The organism is Dolomitihabitans soli, assembly GCF_022213955.1.
GTDB lineage: Bacteria > Actinomycetota > Actinomycetes > Streptosporangiales > Streptosporangiaceae > Streptosporangium_A > Streptosporangium_A soli.
In genome coordinates, this window is record NZ_JAKNTW010000032.1 from 24,414 (window position 1) to 39,434 (window position 15,021).

Annotated in this window: 10 protein-coding genes; 5 read left to right on the top strand and 5 right to left on the bottom strand. The window is 69.7% G+C overall.

Annotation, left to right across the window (positions count from 1 at the left end):
- Position 1: 1 nt before the first annotated feature.
- Entirely contained in the window at positions 2–226 is a 225-nt protein-coding gene (locus MBA17_RS39735) for a DUF5302 domain-containing protein (protein WP_238502905.1), read from the bottom strand.
- 161 nt (positions 227–387) lie between these two features.
- On the opposite strand from MBA17_RS39735, the gene MBA17_RS39740 reads away from it, so the two are divergent.
- The 3 genes from MBA17_RS39740 to MBA17_RS39750 all read left to right on the top strand — a co-directional run bounded on the left by MBA17_RS39740 (position 388) and on the right by MBA17_RS39750 (position 7,319).
- Complete coding sequence (locus MBA17_RS39740; protein ID WP_238502906.1) at positions 388–2,286, top strand: glycoside hydrolase family 15 protein; 1,899 nt, start codon at positions 388–390, stop codon at positions 2,284–2,286.
- Between the two features lies 1 nt (position 2,287).
- The gene (locus tag MBA17_RS39745) at positions 2,288–4,540 is read left to right on the top strand and encodes an AMP-binding protein (RefSeq protein WP_238502907.1); all 2,253 of its coding nucleotides are present in this window, start codon (positions 2,288–2,290) and stop codon (positions 4,538–4,540) included.
- Positions 4,541–4,763: 223 nt separating this feature from the next.
- Positions 4,764–7,319 carry a glycosyl hydrolase family 18 protein gene (locus MBA17_RS39750; protein WP_238502908.1) on the top strand — a complete coding sequence of 852 codons (2,556 nt, stop codon included), beginning with the start codon at positions 4,764–4,766 and terminating at the stop codon, positions 7,317–7,319.
- A 66-nt stretch (positions 7,320–7,385) separates the two neighbouring features.
- Here MBA17_RS39750 and MBA17_RS39755 read toward each other — a convergent pair whose 3' ends face one another.
- The gene (locus MBA17_RS39755) at positions 7,386–8,351 is read right to left on the bottom strand and encodes a TIGR03557 family F420-dependent LLM class oxidoreductase (RefSeq protein WP_238502909.1); all 966 of its coding nucleotides are present in this window, start codon (positions 8,349–8,351) and stop codon (positions 7,386–7,388) included.
- 852 nt (positions 8,352–9,203) lie between these two features.
- Here MBA17_RS39755 and MBA17_RS39760 point away from each other — a divergent pair.
- Together MBA17_RS39760 and MBA17_RS39765 are read left to right on the top strand one after the other, a co-directional pair.
- Positions 9,204–9,662 carry a hypothetical protein gene (locus tag MBA17_RS39760; protein ID WP_238502910.1) on the top strand — a complete coding sequence of 153 codons (459 nt, stop codon included), beginning with the start codon at positions 9,204–9,206 and terminating at the stop codon, positions 9,660–9,662.
- A complete protein-coding gene (locus tag MBA17_RS39765; RefSeq protein ID WP_238502911.1) occupies positions 9,659–10,129 on the top strand; it encodes a hypothetical protein in 471 nt (156 codons plus the stop codon). The genes MBA17_RS39760 and MBA17_RS39765 overlap by 4 nt, the downstream gene beginning before the upstream one ends.
- Before the next feature lie 78 nt (positions 10,130–10,207).
- Here the strand turns inward: MBA17_RS39765 and MBA17_RS39770 are convergent, their stop codons facing one another.
- The 3 genes from MBA17_RS39770 to MBA17_RS39780 form a co-directional block, all read right to left on the bottom strand.
- Complete coding sequence (locus MBA17_RS39770; RefSeq protein WP_238502912.1) at positions 10,208–10,360, bottom strand: hypothetical protein; 153 nt, start codon at positions 10,358–10,360, stop codon at positions 10,208–10,210.
- 177 nt (positions 10,361–10,537) lie between these two features.
- A complete protein-coding gene (locus MBA17_RS39775; RefSeq protein WP_238502913.1) occupies positions 10,538–11,704 on the bottom strand; it encodes an FAD-dependent monooxygenase in 1,167 nt (388 codons plus the stop codon).
- Between the two features lie 74 nt (positions 11,705–11,778).
- On the bottom strand, positions 11,779–14,874 hold the full coding sequence (locus tag MBA17_RS39780; protein ID WP_238502914.1) for an ATP-binding protein: 3,096 nt from the start codon (positions 14,872–14,874) through the stop codon (positions 11,779–11,781).
- Between the last annotated feature and the right edge of the window lie 147 nt (positions 14,875–15,021).

A 15,021-nucleotide genomic window follows, 5' to 3' on the forward strand; every position in this document is an offset into this window, starting at 1 on the left:
ATCAGCCGCCGCTCTTGCGGCGGAAGGATCGGCGGTTGCCCGCCGGGCCGTGCGTGCCGTGGACCTTCGAGCGGTCCTGGGGGCCGCCCTTCGCGTTGGCCTCGGCCTGACTGTTGCGCTTGGCCTCCAGCGCCTCGCGGAACTTTCGCTTGAGCTCGTCGTCGGGGTCTACTTCGCCCGCGACCTCTTCGGGGAGACCTTCAGGTTGTGATTCGGCGGTAGCCATGCGGACATCTTCTCATGCCGCTGATGAGGTGAGATGACTGGCAATACCACCCTCCTTGAGATTGGATTTCAGGAGTTGCCCTCAAAATCCGTAAGGTGATCCCAACGATGGAAACTAGTCGGCTTCTGGGGTTTTGTGGCCGTGAGTGGGGGAACGTCAACTTGAACGGCCATGAGGGATCTTCGGCGTTCCCACCGATCGCCGACTACGGGTTCCTGTCCGACTGCGAAGTCACCGCGTTGGTCGCGCCCAGCGGCAACGTCGAGTGGCTCTGCCTGCCAAGACTCGACTCGCCGAGCGTGTTCGGGTCGATCCTGGACCGTGGCGCGGGCGGGTTCCGGGTGGGCCCCGCCGACCTGCGGGTGCCGGCCGCGCGCCGTTACCTGCCGGGCACCATGGTGCTGGAGACGAGCTGGGGCACCCCCACGGGCTGGGTCATCGTTCGCGACGTGCTGCTCATCGGCCCCTGGCACCACGAGAACGAACTGTCCCGCACGCACCGGCGGGCGCCCACCGACTACGACGCCGAGCACGTGCTGCTCCGCACGGTCCGGTGCGTCAGCGGCGAGGCCCAGGTCACCCTCGACTGCGAGCCCATCTTCGACTACGGCAGGACCCCGGCCGTCTGGTCCTACACCGACCGCGGCTACCACCAGGGCCTCGCGCGCGCCGAGGGCATCGGGGTGGAGCTGAGGCTCACCACCGACATGCGGCTCGGCTTCGAAGCCGGGCGCGCCACCGCGCGCACCCTGATGCGGGAGGGCGAGACCCGCTACTGCGCGCTGTCGTGGACCGAGCACGAGCCGCCGCACACCTACGAGGAGGCGTACGGCAGGCTGGTGTGGACCGCCCACCACTGGCAGCACTGGCTCGCCCGCGGCGACTTCCCCGACCACCCGTGGCGCAGCTACCTCGAACGCAGCGCGCTCACCCTCAAGGGCCTGACCTTCGCCCCGACCGGCGCCCTGGTCGCCGCGGCCACCACGTCGCTGCCCGAGACGCCGGGCGGCGTGCGCAACTGGGACTACCGCTACAGCTGGATCCGCGACTCCACGTTCGCCCTCTGGGGCCTCTACACGCTGGGCTTCGACTGGGAGGCCGACGACTTCTTCTGGTTCATCGCCGACGTCGCTGAACGTGACGAGGAACTCCAGATCATGTACGGCGTGGACGGCGAGCGCGACCTGACCGAGCACCTCCTCGACCACCTCAACGGGTACGAGGGCGCGCGGCCGGTCCGGGTCGGCAACGGCGCCTTCGACCACCGTCAGAACGACGTGTGGGGGGCGGTGCTCGACTCGTTCTACATCCACATCAAGTCGCGCGACGGCCTCGACGGGCGGATCTGGCCCATCCTGAAGCGTCAGGTCGAGGCGGCCATCAAGCACTGGCGCGAGCCCGACAGGGGCATCTGGGAGGTGCGCGGCGAGCCGAAGCACTTCACCTCCTCCAAGATCATGTGCTGGGTGGCCCTGGACCGGGGAGCCAAGCTCGCCCGGTTGCGCGAGGACCCGGACCTGGCCGCACGCTGGCAGGCCGTCGCCGACGAGATCCACGCCGACGTGTGCGCCAACGGCGTCACCGAGCAGGGCGTCTTCACCCAGCACTACGACACCGACGCCCTGGACGCCTCGCTGCTGCTCATCCCGCTGTTCCGCTTCCTGCCGTCCGACGACCCGAGGGTCCGGGCCACCGTGCTGGCCATCGCCGACGACCTGACGGTCGACGACCTGGTGCTGCGCTATCTGACGAAGGAGACGGACGACGGCCTGAGCGGCGAGGAGGGCACCTTCACGATCTGCTCGTTCTGGCTGGTCTCCGCACTGACCGAGATCGGCGAGCTGACCCGCGCCCGGCGGCTGTGTCAGAAGCTGCTCTCCTATGCCAGCCCGCTCGGCCTCTACGCCGAGGAGATCAACCCCGCCGACGGCCGCCATCTCGGCAACTTCCCGCAGGCGTTCACCCACCTCGCGCTGATCAACGCGATCATCCACATCGTCAGGGCGGAGCGCTGGGAGGCCGAAGCCGGGCCCCGCCCCTGGACCTCCAGGGAGATGTGAGATGGCGGATCCCCGCTGGACGTCCCTCCCCGAGCTGGTGCGGGACGCGGCGGGCCGGTTCGGCGACAGGGAGTTCCTCCGGTTCCCCGAGGGGTCGCTGACCTTCGCCGAGGCCGACGCCGAGTCCGACCGGCTCGCGGGCGTGCTCGCCGCCCGCGGGGTACGGCCGGGCGACCGGGTGGCGATCATGATGGACAACGTCGCGGGCTGGCCGCTGAGCTGGCTGGCGATCCTCAAGGCCGGCGCGGTCACCGTGCCGGTCAACGTCCGTTACCGCACGGCCGACCTGGGCTTCGTGCTGCGCGACTCGGGGGCCGCGCTGGTGCTGTCCGCGCCCGCGTACGTGCCGCTGATGCCGCCGGGCACGCGCGTCCACACCCTCGCCGACTTCGACGGGGAGCGGGCGGAGGCCCCCGCCGTGCCGCCCTGGGAGGTCGCCAACTTCCAGTACACCTCGGGCACGACCGGCTTCCCGAAGGCGTGCATGCTGTCGCACGACTACTGGCTCAGGACCGCGTGGTTCGTGGCCGAGCAGACCGGGCTGCGCGACGACGACGTGGTGCTGATGGCTCAGGCGTTCTCGTACATGGATCCGCAGTGGAGCGCGGTGATGTGCCTCATGGCCGGTGTCCCGCTCGTCGTGCTGCCCCGCTTCTCCGCCTCCGGCTTCTGGCGGTCGGCCCGTGAGCACGGCGCCACGATGACCTACGTGCTGGGCACCATGCCGCTGCTCATGTCGAAGCAGCCGCCGCACCCGCTGGACCGCGAGCACCGGATGCGGCTCGTACTGTGCTCGGGCATCGCCCCGGACCTGCACCGCCGGTTCGAGGAGCGCTGGGGCGTCGCCTGGCGCGAGCTGTACGGCTCGACCGAGAGCGGGCTCGACCTCAGCGTCGAGCCGGACGCGGCTACGACGGTCGGCACCGGGGCCATGGGCAGGCCGCCACCCGGCAAGGAGGTCCGGGTGGCCGGTCTGGACGGCGGCGCGCTGCCCGACGGCGAGATCGGCGAGATCGTCGTCCGCGGCCTGCCGATGATGAACGGCTACTGGAACCACCCGGAGGCCACGGCCCACTCGATGCGCGGCGGCTGGTTCCACACCGGGGACCTCGGGTTCCGCGACGCCGCCGGCTACGTGCACCACGCAGGGAGGATCAAGGACATGATCAGGCGCGGCGGGGAGAACATCTCGCCCGCCGAGGTGGAGAGCGTGCTCGAAACGCACCCGGCCGTCCTCGCCGCCGCCCTGGTGCCCATCCCCGACGAGCTGTTCGGCGAGCTGCCGAAGGCGTTCGTACAGCTCAATCCGGGTCACGCCGCCGACACGGAGACGGCGGCCGTCCTCGTCGAGCACGCCCGCCACCGGCTCGCCGGCTACAAGGTCCCGGCCTACCTCGAATTCGTCGAGAGCTTCCCGATGACGCCCTCGGCCAGGATCCAGAAGCGGCTCCTCCTCGACCCGCCCCGCGACCAGCGGTCCGGCGCTTACGACGTGGCGGCCGGCTCGTGGCGCGAAGGGCGATCGATGATCGACATCACCGTACGGCAGGACGTCGCGATCATCACCCTCAACCGCCCCGCCAAGCTGAACGCGCTCACCGGCGACATGCGCAGGCGGCTCGCGGCGGCCCTGCGCCAGTACGGCGACGGCACGACGGTCAAGGGGATCGTCCTCACCGGCGAGGGACGCGCCTTCTCGGCGGGCGAGGATCTCCGGGAGGCCGTCGCCGACCCGCCGGGCGGTCTCGTCGGCGAGGTCGAGCTGTTCCACGACATCACCAGGGCGGCACTGGAGACGCGGATCCCGCTCGTCGCCGCCTACAACGGGATCGCGGTGGGCGGGGCCTGCGAGATGACCCTCTGCTTCGACGCGCGCATCGGCACCCCGGCCACGGAGCTGTACTTCCCGGAGAACACCATCGGGCTGCCCGTCTCCAACGCCGCCAGCATCCTGCTGCCCCGGCTGGCCGGTAACCGGGCGATGCGCCTGATCCTGGAGTCGCCCAGGATTCCGGCCCTCGACGCCGTCGCCCTCGGGCTGCTCGACGAGATCGTCCCGGCCGTCGACCTCCTCGACGCCGCCATCGCCCTCGTCCACCGCTGGACGGGCCCCGGCACCGCCCAGCACCTGCGTCTTCTCCGCCCGTCTCTGGAGTCCGTCGAGCGGGCCATGGCGGCCGAGACCCAGGCGGCCAGGGAGGCGGAGGAATCCGGCGTCGCGCACGCCGAGATCACCAGATTCCTCGCCGGCTGACGCCCCGCCGCCCGCTGTTCCGTCGGCTGAGGCCCTCTTCTCCGTCGGCTGACGCCCCGCTGCCTCGCCGCCGCTCGTGGCCGCCTGCCGTACGGCTGGGCCGTCGTGCGCGGGGCTCAGCCGTGCGGGCTCGTCGGTTGGTTTGGGTCTTGCGGGGGGCTGGGAGGGGGAGTTACGATCCGCGCAATTGTTAGGAAACTTTCCTAAAGGAAGTGTGTTCCACATGCGCCGACTAGCCGCCTTGCTCCTGGCTCTCGCCGTGGCGATCGGGCTGGCCACCCCCGCCGTCGCCGCCGCACGACTGACCGCCGCCTTCACCCTCACGGGTAACCAGGGGAAGTTCGTGGTCAGCAATCCCAACAGCACTCCGGTCACCGGCTGGTCGATCCAGTTCGATCTGCCCGCCGGGGTCACCGTCGGCAACGCGCAGAACGCGACCACCACCCAGACCGGGACCCGGGTCAAGCTGACGCCCGCCTTCTACATCAACACCGTCCGGGCGAACGGCACCACCGAGCCCTACAGCCCGACGGTCACCCTCAGCTCCGCCGTACAACCGACGGGCTGCACCATCAACGGGGCGAACTGCGACGGAAGCGGCGATCCGCCGCCACCGGACGCGCCCGTCACCGCGAGCTTCTCGGGCAGCGGGACAACGGGCAGATTCGTGGTGAGCAACAACACCGACGCCGCGCTCAACGGCTGGTCGATCACCTTCGACCTGCCCGCCGGGGTCACCGCGAGCGGCGCGCAGAACGGGTCGCTGAGCCAGAGCGGCCGGCAGGTCACGCTGAGCCCGGCCCACTACAACACCACGGTGCCGGCCCGCGGCTCCACCGAGCCGTACAGCCCGTCCTTCACGCTCAGCTCGGCCGCCGAGCCGGCCAACTGCCGGATCAACGACGTGCCCTGCGACGGTTCCGCCGACCGGCCGCCGGGTGCGCCGGGCGGCCTGCGAACCCCGGCCAGGACCACCACGACCGTCTCACTGGCGTGGGACGCCTCGGCGGCCGGCACCCTGCCGATCACCGGCTACCTGGTCTACAACGGCGCGACGCTCGCCACCACGGTCACCGGGACCGCCGCGACCGTGACCGGCCTGTCCCCGAAGACCGAGTACACCTTCACCGTGAAGGCCAAGGACCGCAAGAACACCCTGTCCCCGGCCAGTACGGCGCTCAAGGTGACCACCAACGACCCGGCGGAGGACACCCAGCCGCCCACCGTCCCCGCGAACCTGCGCAGCACCGGCACGACCTCGGCCACCGTCTCCCTCGCCTGGGACGCCGCGACCGACAACAAGGGCGTCGCCGGCTACGAGGTCTACGCCGGTGACACCCTGAAGGCCACCGTGCTGGGCACCACGGCCACGGTGAGCGGGCTGTCGCCGTCCACCGAGTACGGCTTCAGCGTGCGGGCCCGCGACCTGTACGACAACGTCTCCGCGCGGAGCGCCGTCCTGCGGGTGAGGACGGCCGACATCGTCGGCAGCGGCTACGCCCGGGTCGGCTACTTCGTCCAGTGGGGCATCTACGGCAGGCAGTACTTCGTGCGCAACCTCGACACCACCGGCGCGGCGGCGAAGCTGACCCACATCAACTACGCCTTCGGCAACATCGACCCGGTGAACCTGACCTGCCTCCAGGGCGTCACCAAGGGCACCACGGCGAACCCGCAGGACCCGAACCAGGGCGACGGCGCGGGCGACGCGGACGCCGACTACGGCAGGCCGATGAGCGCGGCGCAGTCGGTGGACGGCGTCGCCGACACCGGCTGGGAGAAGCTGCGCGGCAACTACAACCAGCTCAGGAAGCTCAAGGCCAAGCATCCGCACCTCAAGGTGCTGATCTCGCTGGGCGGCTGGACCTACTCCAAGTACTTCTCCGACGTGGCCGCCACCGACGCGGCCCGCAAGAAGTTCGTCGCCTCCTGCATCGACATCTACATCAAGGGCAACCTGCCCGTCTACAACGCCGCGGGCGGACCGGGCAGCGGCGCGGGCATCTTCGACGGCATCGACCTCGACTGGGAGTGGCCGGGCGCGGAGGGCCACGCGGGCAACCACATCGGCCCGAACGACAAGGCGAACAACACCCTGCTGATCGCCGAGTTCCGCAGGCAGCTCGACGCGCTGACCGAGGAGACCGGCAAGCGCTACCAGCTCACCGCGTTCACCCCGGCCGACCCCGCCAAGATCGCGGCCGGCTGGGACCTGCCGGAGGTCGCGAAGAGCCTGGACATCTTCAACGTCCAGGGCTACGACTTCCACGGCTCGGGCAGCGACAACTCCTGGGAGCCCAACCGCACCGGCCACCAGGGCAACCTCTACGCCGACACCGACGACCCCTACACCTTCCACTTCAGCGTGGAGAACGCGGTGGACACCTACCTGAACGCCGGGGTGAACCCCCGCAAGATCACCATCGGGCTCGCCTACTACGGCCGCGGCTGGCAGGGCGTCACCGACGGCGGGAAGTCCGGCGAGTGGCAGGCGGCCAACGGCGCGGCACCCGGCCAGTTCGCGGAGGAGGCGGGCACCCGTGGCTACAGCAACCTGGTGGCCTCGGTCCCCAACTGCACGCCCCGGCACGACGAGCAGGCGGTGGCGACCTACTGCTTCACCGGCAACGGCGGGCAGTGGTGGAGCTTCGACGACACGTGGGCGATCGCCAAGAAGACCGCGTGGCTGCGGAGCAAGGGCCTGCTCGGCGCGATGATCTGGGAGATGTCCGGCGATCCCGGCCTTCTCACCACCGCTGTGGACGCCGGGCTGAGGTGACCGGGTTGAGATGAGCAGGCTGAGATGACGGGGCGCTCCTCGTCGTCACGCTGGACGTGAGGGTCGCTACACCTCCGCCAGGGCGGGCAGCAGCTCCTTCTCCGACCACTCGAAGAACTCCTGCTGGTGGTCGGCGCCGATCTGGACCAGGGCGACGTGTGTGAAACCGGCCGCGGTGTACCTGCGCACCGCGGCCACCACCGCGTCCACGTCCGCCCCGCACGGGATCGTCTCCCGGAGGTCCCCGGGCCGGACCGTCTTCGCGTAGGCGGCGAAGTTGACCGGCGCAGGCAGCTCGGCCATCACCTTCCAACCCCCCACCGACCAGCGCCACAGCCGGTGCGCCCGGTCCAGCGCCGCCTGCGGGTCGCGGTCGTAGCTGATCGGGAGCTGGCCGTACACGGGCTTGTCCCGGCCGCCGTTGGCCACGAAATGGGCGACCAGGGCGGCGTCCGGCTCGGTGGCCACCAACGCGTCGCCGTACAGCGCCGCGATGTCGCCCGAGTCGTCCCCGGAGGCCGCGATGGCGAGCGGGACGGGCAGTTTGGGCAGGTCGAAGAGCTTGGCGGAGTCGAGGTCGAAGAACTCGCCCGTGTAGTTCTGGTAGCCGCCCTCGAACAGCGCCATGATGACCTCGATGGCCTCGCGGAACATCCGGTGCCTGGTGTTGACCGGCGGCCAGCCGTGCCCGACCACGTGCTCGTTGAGGTTCTCACCCGCCCCCAGTCCCAGCGTGAAACGCCCCTGGGAGAGGACCCCCATGGTCGCCGCCTTCTGCGCCACCACCGCCGGGTGATACCTCATGATCGGGCAGGTCACGTAGGTCATCAGCGGCAGCCGCTCGGTCACCTGCGCCGCCGCCCCCAGTACCGACCAGGCGTACGCCGAGTGCCCCATCTCCTCCAGCCACGGGAAGTAGTGGTCGGAGATGACCGCGTAGCCGAACCCGGCCCGCTCGGCCCTGGCGACGTCCTCGACGAGCTGCCTGGCGGGCGTCTGCTCGCACAGCATCGTGTAACCGATCTCAGCCATGCCGGATCTCCTACCCGACGAAAGCCGCATATCGCCCAAACGTGACGATTCTTGGCCGCCTACGGAGAACATCCAGCCGCTCTCGACCAGGCGAAGATCGAACATTCCCCAGTACTCGCTCACTCCGCACCTGACTCGGCCCGCGTGGCCGTCGTCGGCGAAACAGCCCGGCGCAGGCCGCTCGCCGACCCCACCGTTCGGTGGACACTCGGCCCGAACGGGGTGCCGCGGCGGCGCCGTGCTCGCCTGAGGTCGTACGGCCGGCCCAGTAGGCGTCATCGCCGCCGGGGATGGCGGTCCGTGGGGCGGCGGCACTCCAGCGGCTGTGGCCGGCCGCCGTGACGACAGGGCTGTGGGCCATGTCCCTTGCTCTCAAACCCGTGCGTGGTGCGGGCGGAGGTGCCGCAGACGCATGGCCCTCCCTCCGCAGTCCGGTAGACCGCCTGAACAGTGAACGGGATTCCTCGGTGGACTACCGAAGTGAGAGAGATATCTAGTGTGAATCACTACTCGGGAGGACGAAGCATGCTATAGCAGTGCGCCCTTTCGGGAGGCGTGGCTCGCAAGGAGACGTAAACCAAATCCGGAATATCTCGCCTTTTGGGCCACGATGGTTGAAATGAAAATATTGACGATATGGTGCCAGGGGCGGGGCGAGTAGCTCGACTTTACTTGGCAAAATAAGGCTGTTGGCATAGTAAGATGGAGTGCGGTTCAATAGTGAACCTGCTGGCTGTCCTGCCGGGCTGGTTGTGTAACGGATTGAGCGATTTGTTCCTTCGGCTGCCGATCCATTGGATATTAAAGGCGATTCACTGACGGGCTGCATATAAAGCACTTAACCTTGCCTGCATGCGTGAGCCTGATTCCTCTTATGTGCGCAAAAAGTCCTGCACGGCGACTTGTGCCGCGGAGCTATGCATTGGGGATGAGACATGGCTGACCCATCACACGTTCGATCACTTCCTCAACGAGCCCAGATACAGGGTCGAGCGAGAGGTCTCGCTGCTGACCGGCCGACTCTCTGTCGAGGAAGCGAGTCGCTACCGAAGGGCCTTGATAACCGTCAGCGATCTGGAGGGCGCAAGCGTGCGGTACACAACCGCAGGTAACCTGCGGGTGGCAGGGCTTGCGGTCGTTCACACGCCTGGGCGCGTGACCAAGGGGTGCGCGGCCGAGATGGAGCACGTCTCCGTGATCTGGCCGGCTGCTGATCCTGTCGTCAGGCAGGACATACCGTGGCCGCCAGAGGTGACGCAAAGCTTCCTGAGATGCTTCAATGGGTATGAGCAGGCGGGGGTGACTAGATGAACCTTGACTCGCTGGTCAAGCGTGGTCGGCTGCCTTGGCGTCCCGGATCTGAAGTATACGATCTTGATGTCTGGCACGAGTACGAAATCCCCTTGACCGGGACCTTCCGTGTGGGCGCAGATCTCGTCATGTTCACCCAGGTTCTCGAAAGCTCTCACGGCCTCTCCGCCTGGGCGTACGTTTGTGTCCGGCCGGAGGAGAGTGAGGAGTTCGGTGATGTCACCTTCGGCTCCACAGACGAGCTACGCGGGTTCGTCGAGGCTACGTTTCTTGATCGAGAAGCGGTGCTGACTCTCGCAAGGGACGATCGGATCATCGACCGCTGGACACGAAGCGATGTCACAAATGGACTGGTCCCTACCGTTGAAGGCTTTCTCAACCGGATCATCGGCAGCGTGAACGATGTCGAGAACACAGAACGCCGAGTTGGAGCCAAGTTCGCCGGGCTGGAAGCTGCGCTGACGTAGACGCGATAGCTCCATGCTGCCTGCGTCCTCTGCGCACCGCGTGGGCATGTGCCGGGTTGGTGCGAAGGGGGCGCGTTGTTACGGTGGCTCGCCACCGCTCGCCGCGTGGGCCGCCGCCGAGGATTGGAACAGCGCACCGGCCCCCAGCACGGTCCCGGCGGCGGTCCGCAGGAACGCCGCCCGGCTCATCGGCGCGCCGGGTGGCGGGTTGCCGTCGTTGTTGATCAGCATGCCAGCTCCATGTGATCGAGAGGTAACCCAGGCCAGTGCCCGCGAAATAGATGGTGATGGGCGAGTCGGAGGCTGCGCGCATGGCTATGCGCGATGCGATCACACCACCGGTATTGAGAAATCGATTGCCGAGAGCTTGAAACACAACTGACCCGGCGGCAAGGGCTGCGGACAACCTCAGTAGGACTTCAGGGAGATGGAGTTCGCCACCTTCCTGACGGACCTGGCCATCAAGCCCTTCCATGGGACGTACGGGATGAGTTTGTAGTTCTGGTTCATGACCCAGGCCATGAACCGGCTCTCCGGAACCATCAGCTTGGCGACCCCATCACCCTGCTTCTGGCAGCGCCCGGCGTAGTCGCGCATCTCCGCCTCGTAACGCGCGAACCCGGTGCGGTGGTCGCCCCCGGCGGCGGCCAGCTCACCCGCGAGGACGTAGGCGCCCACGACCGCAAGGCCGGTGCCCATGCCGGACAGCGGCGAGGCGCAGTAGGCGGCGTCCCCGAGCAGCACGACCCGGCCACGCGACCAGGAGTCCATGTGAACCTGGCTGATCGAGTCGAAGTAGAAGTCGGGCGCGTCCCCCATGGCGTCGAGCAGCCGGGGAGTCTCCCAGCCGACCCCGGCGAACGTCTTCGCGAGGATCTTCTTCTGCTGCTCGACGTCACGGCGGTCGTAGAGCAGCGGCGGTGAGCCGAAATGGAAGATGGCCTTCGCCTCGGTGTTCCCCCGCGCGCTGTAGACGCCGACCAGCTTCCCCGGCGTGCTGTACACCTTGCCGCTGTGGTCCAGCCCGAGGTGGTTGGCAGTGGTGAAGATCGCTGTGTAGAGCCCCAGTTCCCGCACGAACCGTGACTCCTGGCCGAAGGCCAGCGCCCGGACGTTGGAGTGCAACCCGTCCGCCCCCACCACCAGGTCGAACCTGCGCGGTGCGGCCCGCTCGAAGGTCACCTCGACGCCGCTCGCGTCCTCGGTCATGGAGGTGATCGAGTCGTCGAAGAGATACTCGGTGCCGCCGGTCGCCTCGTACAGGATGCGCGCCAGGTCGCCCCGCAGGATCTCCACGTCGCCGGAGAACAGGTCGGCGGGCATACTCGCCAGCTTCTTGCCCGCGCTGTTGACGTACATCATCGCGCCCATGTGCGTCTGCTCGCGTTCGATGGCGGCCAGCACACCCATGTCGCGCAGCACCGACAGATGGGCCTCGCCGCGGAAGTCGACCGCGTAGCCGCCCGCACGAAGGCTGGGCGCCCGCTCGACGACGGTCGGATTGAAGCCGTGCCGCCGCAGCCAGTAGGCCAGCGCGGGCCCGGCGATGCTCGCCCCTGAGATCAGAATGTCCATGCCGCCGACCCTGTACGGCGACGCTCACCGCCCCCTCACCGCCCGCACACCGCCCGCACCGTCATCCCCCGGCGTCATGGTCGGTGAGCGAGCGCCTCGGCGACCCCTGGGAGATCCTCCGGTAAACCCACCAGCCGGAGCAGTTCCCCGTGCCCCAGCCGGCGGCCCGTCCGCACGGCCACGTCGTACGGCGGGCCGCCCAGGACCTCGCGCGTGCGGGCGGCGATCGGTGCGACGTCGGAGTCTCCGTCGAGCAGGACGCCGCGCAGCGACGCGGCGGCGCCGAGCAGAAGGGCGGCGGTGGCGGCGTCGCCCTCTCCCAGCGCGATCCCCGCGAGCGCCTCCACCGCGCGGGCCCCCTCCGGCAACGGACCCTGGGTGACCGCGACCTCGATGGCCGCCCGGTGCCAACCGCGGGCCCCGGCGAGGTCGCCCATGGCCTCCAGGGTCTTGCCGAGCCCGTACAGGGCACTCGCCCGGTGTCCCGCACTCCTGATCCAGTGCGGCTCGAACCGCTCCAAGGCCTGCTCGTAGAGCCGGTGCGCCCCGGTCAGATCGCCCCGCAGCCTGGCGATGTCGCCGAGACCGCGCAGCGCGGCGGCCAGATAGGTGGGGGTGCCCGCGCGGCGTGCCAGTTCGGCGGCTCTCTCGAAGTCGGCGCGGGCGCCGGCGAGGTCGCCCAGGTGCCGTCGGTGGTCGCCCCGGTTGCAGAGCAGGTCGGCGAGGTCCTCGTCGGCGCCGAGTTCCTCGGTCAGGACCAGCGCCTCGCCGGTCAGCGTGAGCGCGGTCGGGTGGTCGCCGTGGAAAACCGCGAGGGCGGCCAGCGAGTCCAGGGCGAGCGCGGTTCCCCAGCGGTCGCCGAGCGCGCGGAAGCCGTCGGCGGCCCCGGTGAACTCCTGCTCGGCGGCGGCGAGATCGCTACCGGCCAGGTGGGAATAGCCCTGCATCAGCTCGACCACCGCCCGCTCCCACGGATCAGAGCTGGTCCGCCCGCGTTTGATCAACGCCAGTGACGCCTGCGGGTTCCCGGTGCTCGCATTGATCATGGGCCACAGGAAGGTGATCAGCGGGTGCGGGCGCGGCCGGTCTGGGGCGGACACGATCGCCTCGGTGACCGGCCGGTGGCGGGCCCACGCCTGCCGGCCTTCCGCGCCGACCGCCGCGGCCAGCGCGCACAGGACGTACTCGTCCGTGAGTTCGGGACGGCGGTCGCCGATCAGGCCGAGGATGGCGACCGCCTGAGGTGTGGCAGACGTGCGCAGGCCGCGTATCCAGCGGTAGGACGACAGCGAGGCGATCAGCCGGAGCGCCAGATCCACCTCCTCGTCCTCGATGGCCCGGTGCAGCGCGGTCTGGAGGTTCTCGTGTTCGGCGATGAGGACCTTCAGCCACCTGAGCTGCTCCGAGCCCCGCAGGAAGGGGTCGGCGGCCTGCGCCAGGTCGAGGAAGTGGTTCGCGTGCGCGCGTCGCAGGCCGGCGGTCTCCCCGGCTTCCGCGAGCCGTTCCGCGCAGTAGGCGTGGATCGTGTCGAGCATGCGGTAGCGGCCGTCGCCCACCTCGACCAGGGACTTCTCCGCGAGCGAATCGAGTGTGCCCTCGGCGTCCGGCACTCCGCAGACGAGCTGTGCGGCTGCGGCGGTCGCGCCGCCGGAGAAGACCGTGAGGCGTCTGGCCATCACCTTCTCCGCCGTCGAGAGGAGGTCCCAGCTCCATGCGACGACCCCCCGCAGGGTCTGGTGCCTCGCTGCCGCCGTACGGCTTCCCCTGGACAGCAGCCGGAACCGGTCGTCCAGGCGGGCGGCCAGTTCGGCCACCTCGTGTGTGCGCATCCGCGCGGCGGCCAGTTCGATCGCCAGCGGCAGGCCGTCGAGCGCCGCGCAGATCTGCCGTACGGTCGCGGCGGTGGCGGGGTCCAGGGTGAAGCCCGGCCGGACGGCTGCCGCCCGGTCGGCGAACAGTCGAGCGGCGTGGGAGGCGTCGAGCGGCCGGACGGGCCACAGGTTCTCACCGGTGATGGTCAGCGGCTCCCGGCTGGTGGCCAGGACGCGCACCGCCGGGCAGGTGGCGAGCAGCCCTTCCGTCAGTTCCGCCGCCGCCATCACGACGTGCTCGCAGTTGTCGAGGATGAGCAGCAGCGACCGTTCCGCGAGTGCCGTGATCAGCTTCGACATGGGCGTGGACTCCGCCGGTGCGGGAAGGAGACCGCCCTCGCGGAGCCCGAGCGCGCCGAGTACGGCCTGGGGCACCTCCGAGCCGTGCCGGAGCGCGGCCAACTCGACGAAGCAGACGTCGGTACGGCCGGCCGCGACCTCGATCGACAGCCTCGTCTTCCCCGATCCGCCCGGCCCGAGCAGGGTGACGAGTCGAGCGTCACCGAGCAGCCTGGTGACTTCGGCCAGGTCGTCCGCCCGGCCGACGAAGCTGGTGAGCTGGGCGGGCACGGCGGTCGGCCGGTCGCCGCGGAGCAGCGCCCGGTGGATCGCGGTCAGCTCCGCCGAGGGGTCCGCGCCCAGCTCGTCCGCCAGTCGCCGCCGCACGTCCTCGAACAGGACCAGGGCCTCCGCCGGCCGGCCGGCCGCTTGGAGGGCCCGCATGAGCAGGCCGTGCAGCCGCTCCCGCAACGGGTGCCGCCCGGTCAGCTCTTGGAGCTCCGGCACGGCCGCCCGGTGCTCGCCCCGCTGGAGGTCCGCTTCGATCCGGTCCTCAAGAGCGCCCAGCCGCCGCTCCTCCAGGCGTACGGCCTGCGCGGGCGAGGGCTCGACGTCGGCGAGCGCCGGGCCCCGCCAGAGGGCCAGGGCCGTGCGCAGCACCTCGGCCGCCCGGCCGGGCCGGCCGTTGCCCAGCGCGTTCCGCCCCTCGTCGGCCAGCCGCTCGAAACGGCGGGCGTCGACGTCGTCGGGATCTGCCGACAGCCGGTAGCCACCGGGGACCATCTCGATCACCGCCGCCTGCCGCAGGTCCTGACGAAGCCGGGACACCTGCGACTGGAGGGCGTGCACGGCGCCGGGCTTCGTGCCGTAGAGATCGTCGATCAGGCTGTCCGCCGTCACCACCTCTCCCACCCGGGCGACCAGCAGAGTGAGCAGCGCGCGCCGGGCCGTGCCGCCGACGGCCACCTCGGACCCGTCATCGCGCCACACCCGCGTGGTGCCCAGAATGCCGAACCGCACGCGCCCGATTGTCCTCCTCCTCCCGCCGCAGGGCGAACCGCGATGCTGTGACGGTCAGAAGTCGTCGCTCGGGCGGGACACAGGTTCAGCTGTGCCACTTGCGGCCGCTGATCCCGCACCTTGTCACGCCCCGCGAGTCACGCCCCG

Excerpts from the sequence above, each read along its gene's own strand:
- MBA17_RS39735 (WP_238502905.1), bottom strand. The coding sequence starts at position 226 with ATGGCTACCGCCGAATCACAACCTGAAGGTCTCCCCGAAGAGGTCGCG.
- MBA17_RS39770 (WP_238502912.1), bottom strand. The coding sequence starts at position 10,360 with ATGCTGATCAACAACGACGGCAACCCGCCACCCGGCGCGCCGATGAGC.
- MBA17_RS39745 (WP_238502907.1), top strand. The coding sequence starts at position 2,288 with ATGGCGGATCCCCGCTGGACGTCCCTCCCCGAGCTGGTGCGGGACGCG.
- MBA17_RS39775 (WP_238502913.1), bottom strand. The coding sequence starts at position 11,704 with ATGGACATTCTGATCTCAGGGGCGAGCATCGCCGGGCCCGCGCTGGCC.
- MBA17_RS39755 (WP_238502909.1), bottom strand. The coding sequence starts at position 8,351 with ATGGCTGAGATCGGTTACACGATGCTGTGCGAGCAGACGCCCGCCAGG.
- MBA17_RS39750 (WP_238502908.1), top strand. The coding sequence starts at position 4,764 with ATGCGCCGACTAGCCGCCTTGCTCCTGGCTCTCGCCGTGGCGATCGGG.
- MBA17_RS39760 (WP_238502910.1), top strand. The coding sequence starts at position 9,204 with ATGCGTGAGCCTGATTCCTCTTATGTGCGCAAAAAGTCCTGCACGGCG.
- MBA17_RS39765 (WP_238502911.1), top strand. The coding sequence starts at position 9,659 with ATGAACCTTGACTCGCTGGTCAAGCGTGGTCGGCTGCCTTGGCGTCCC.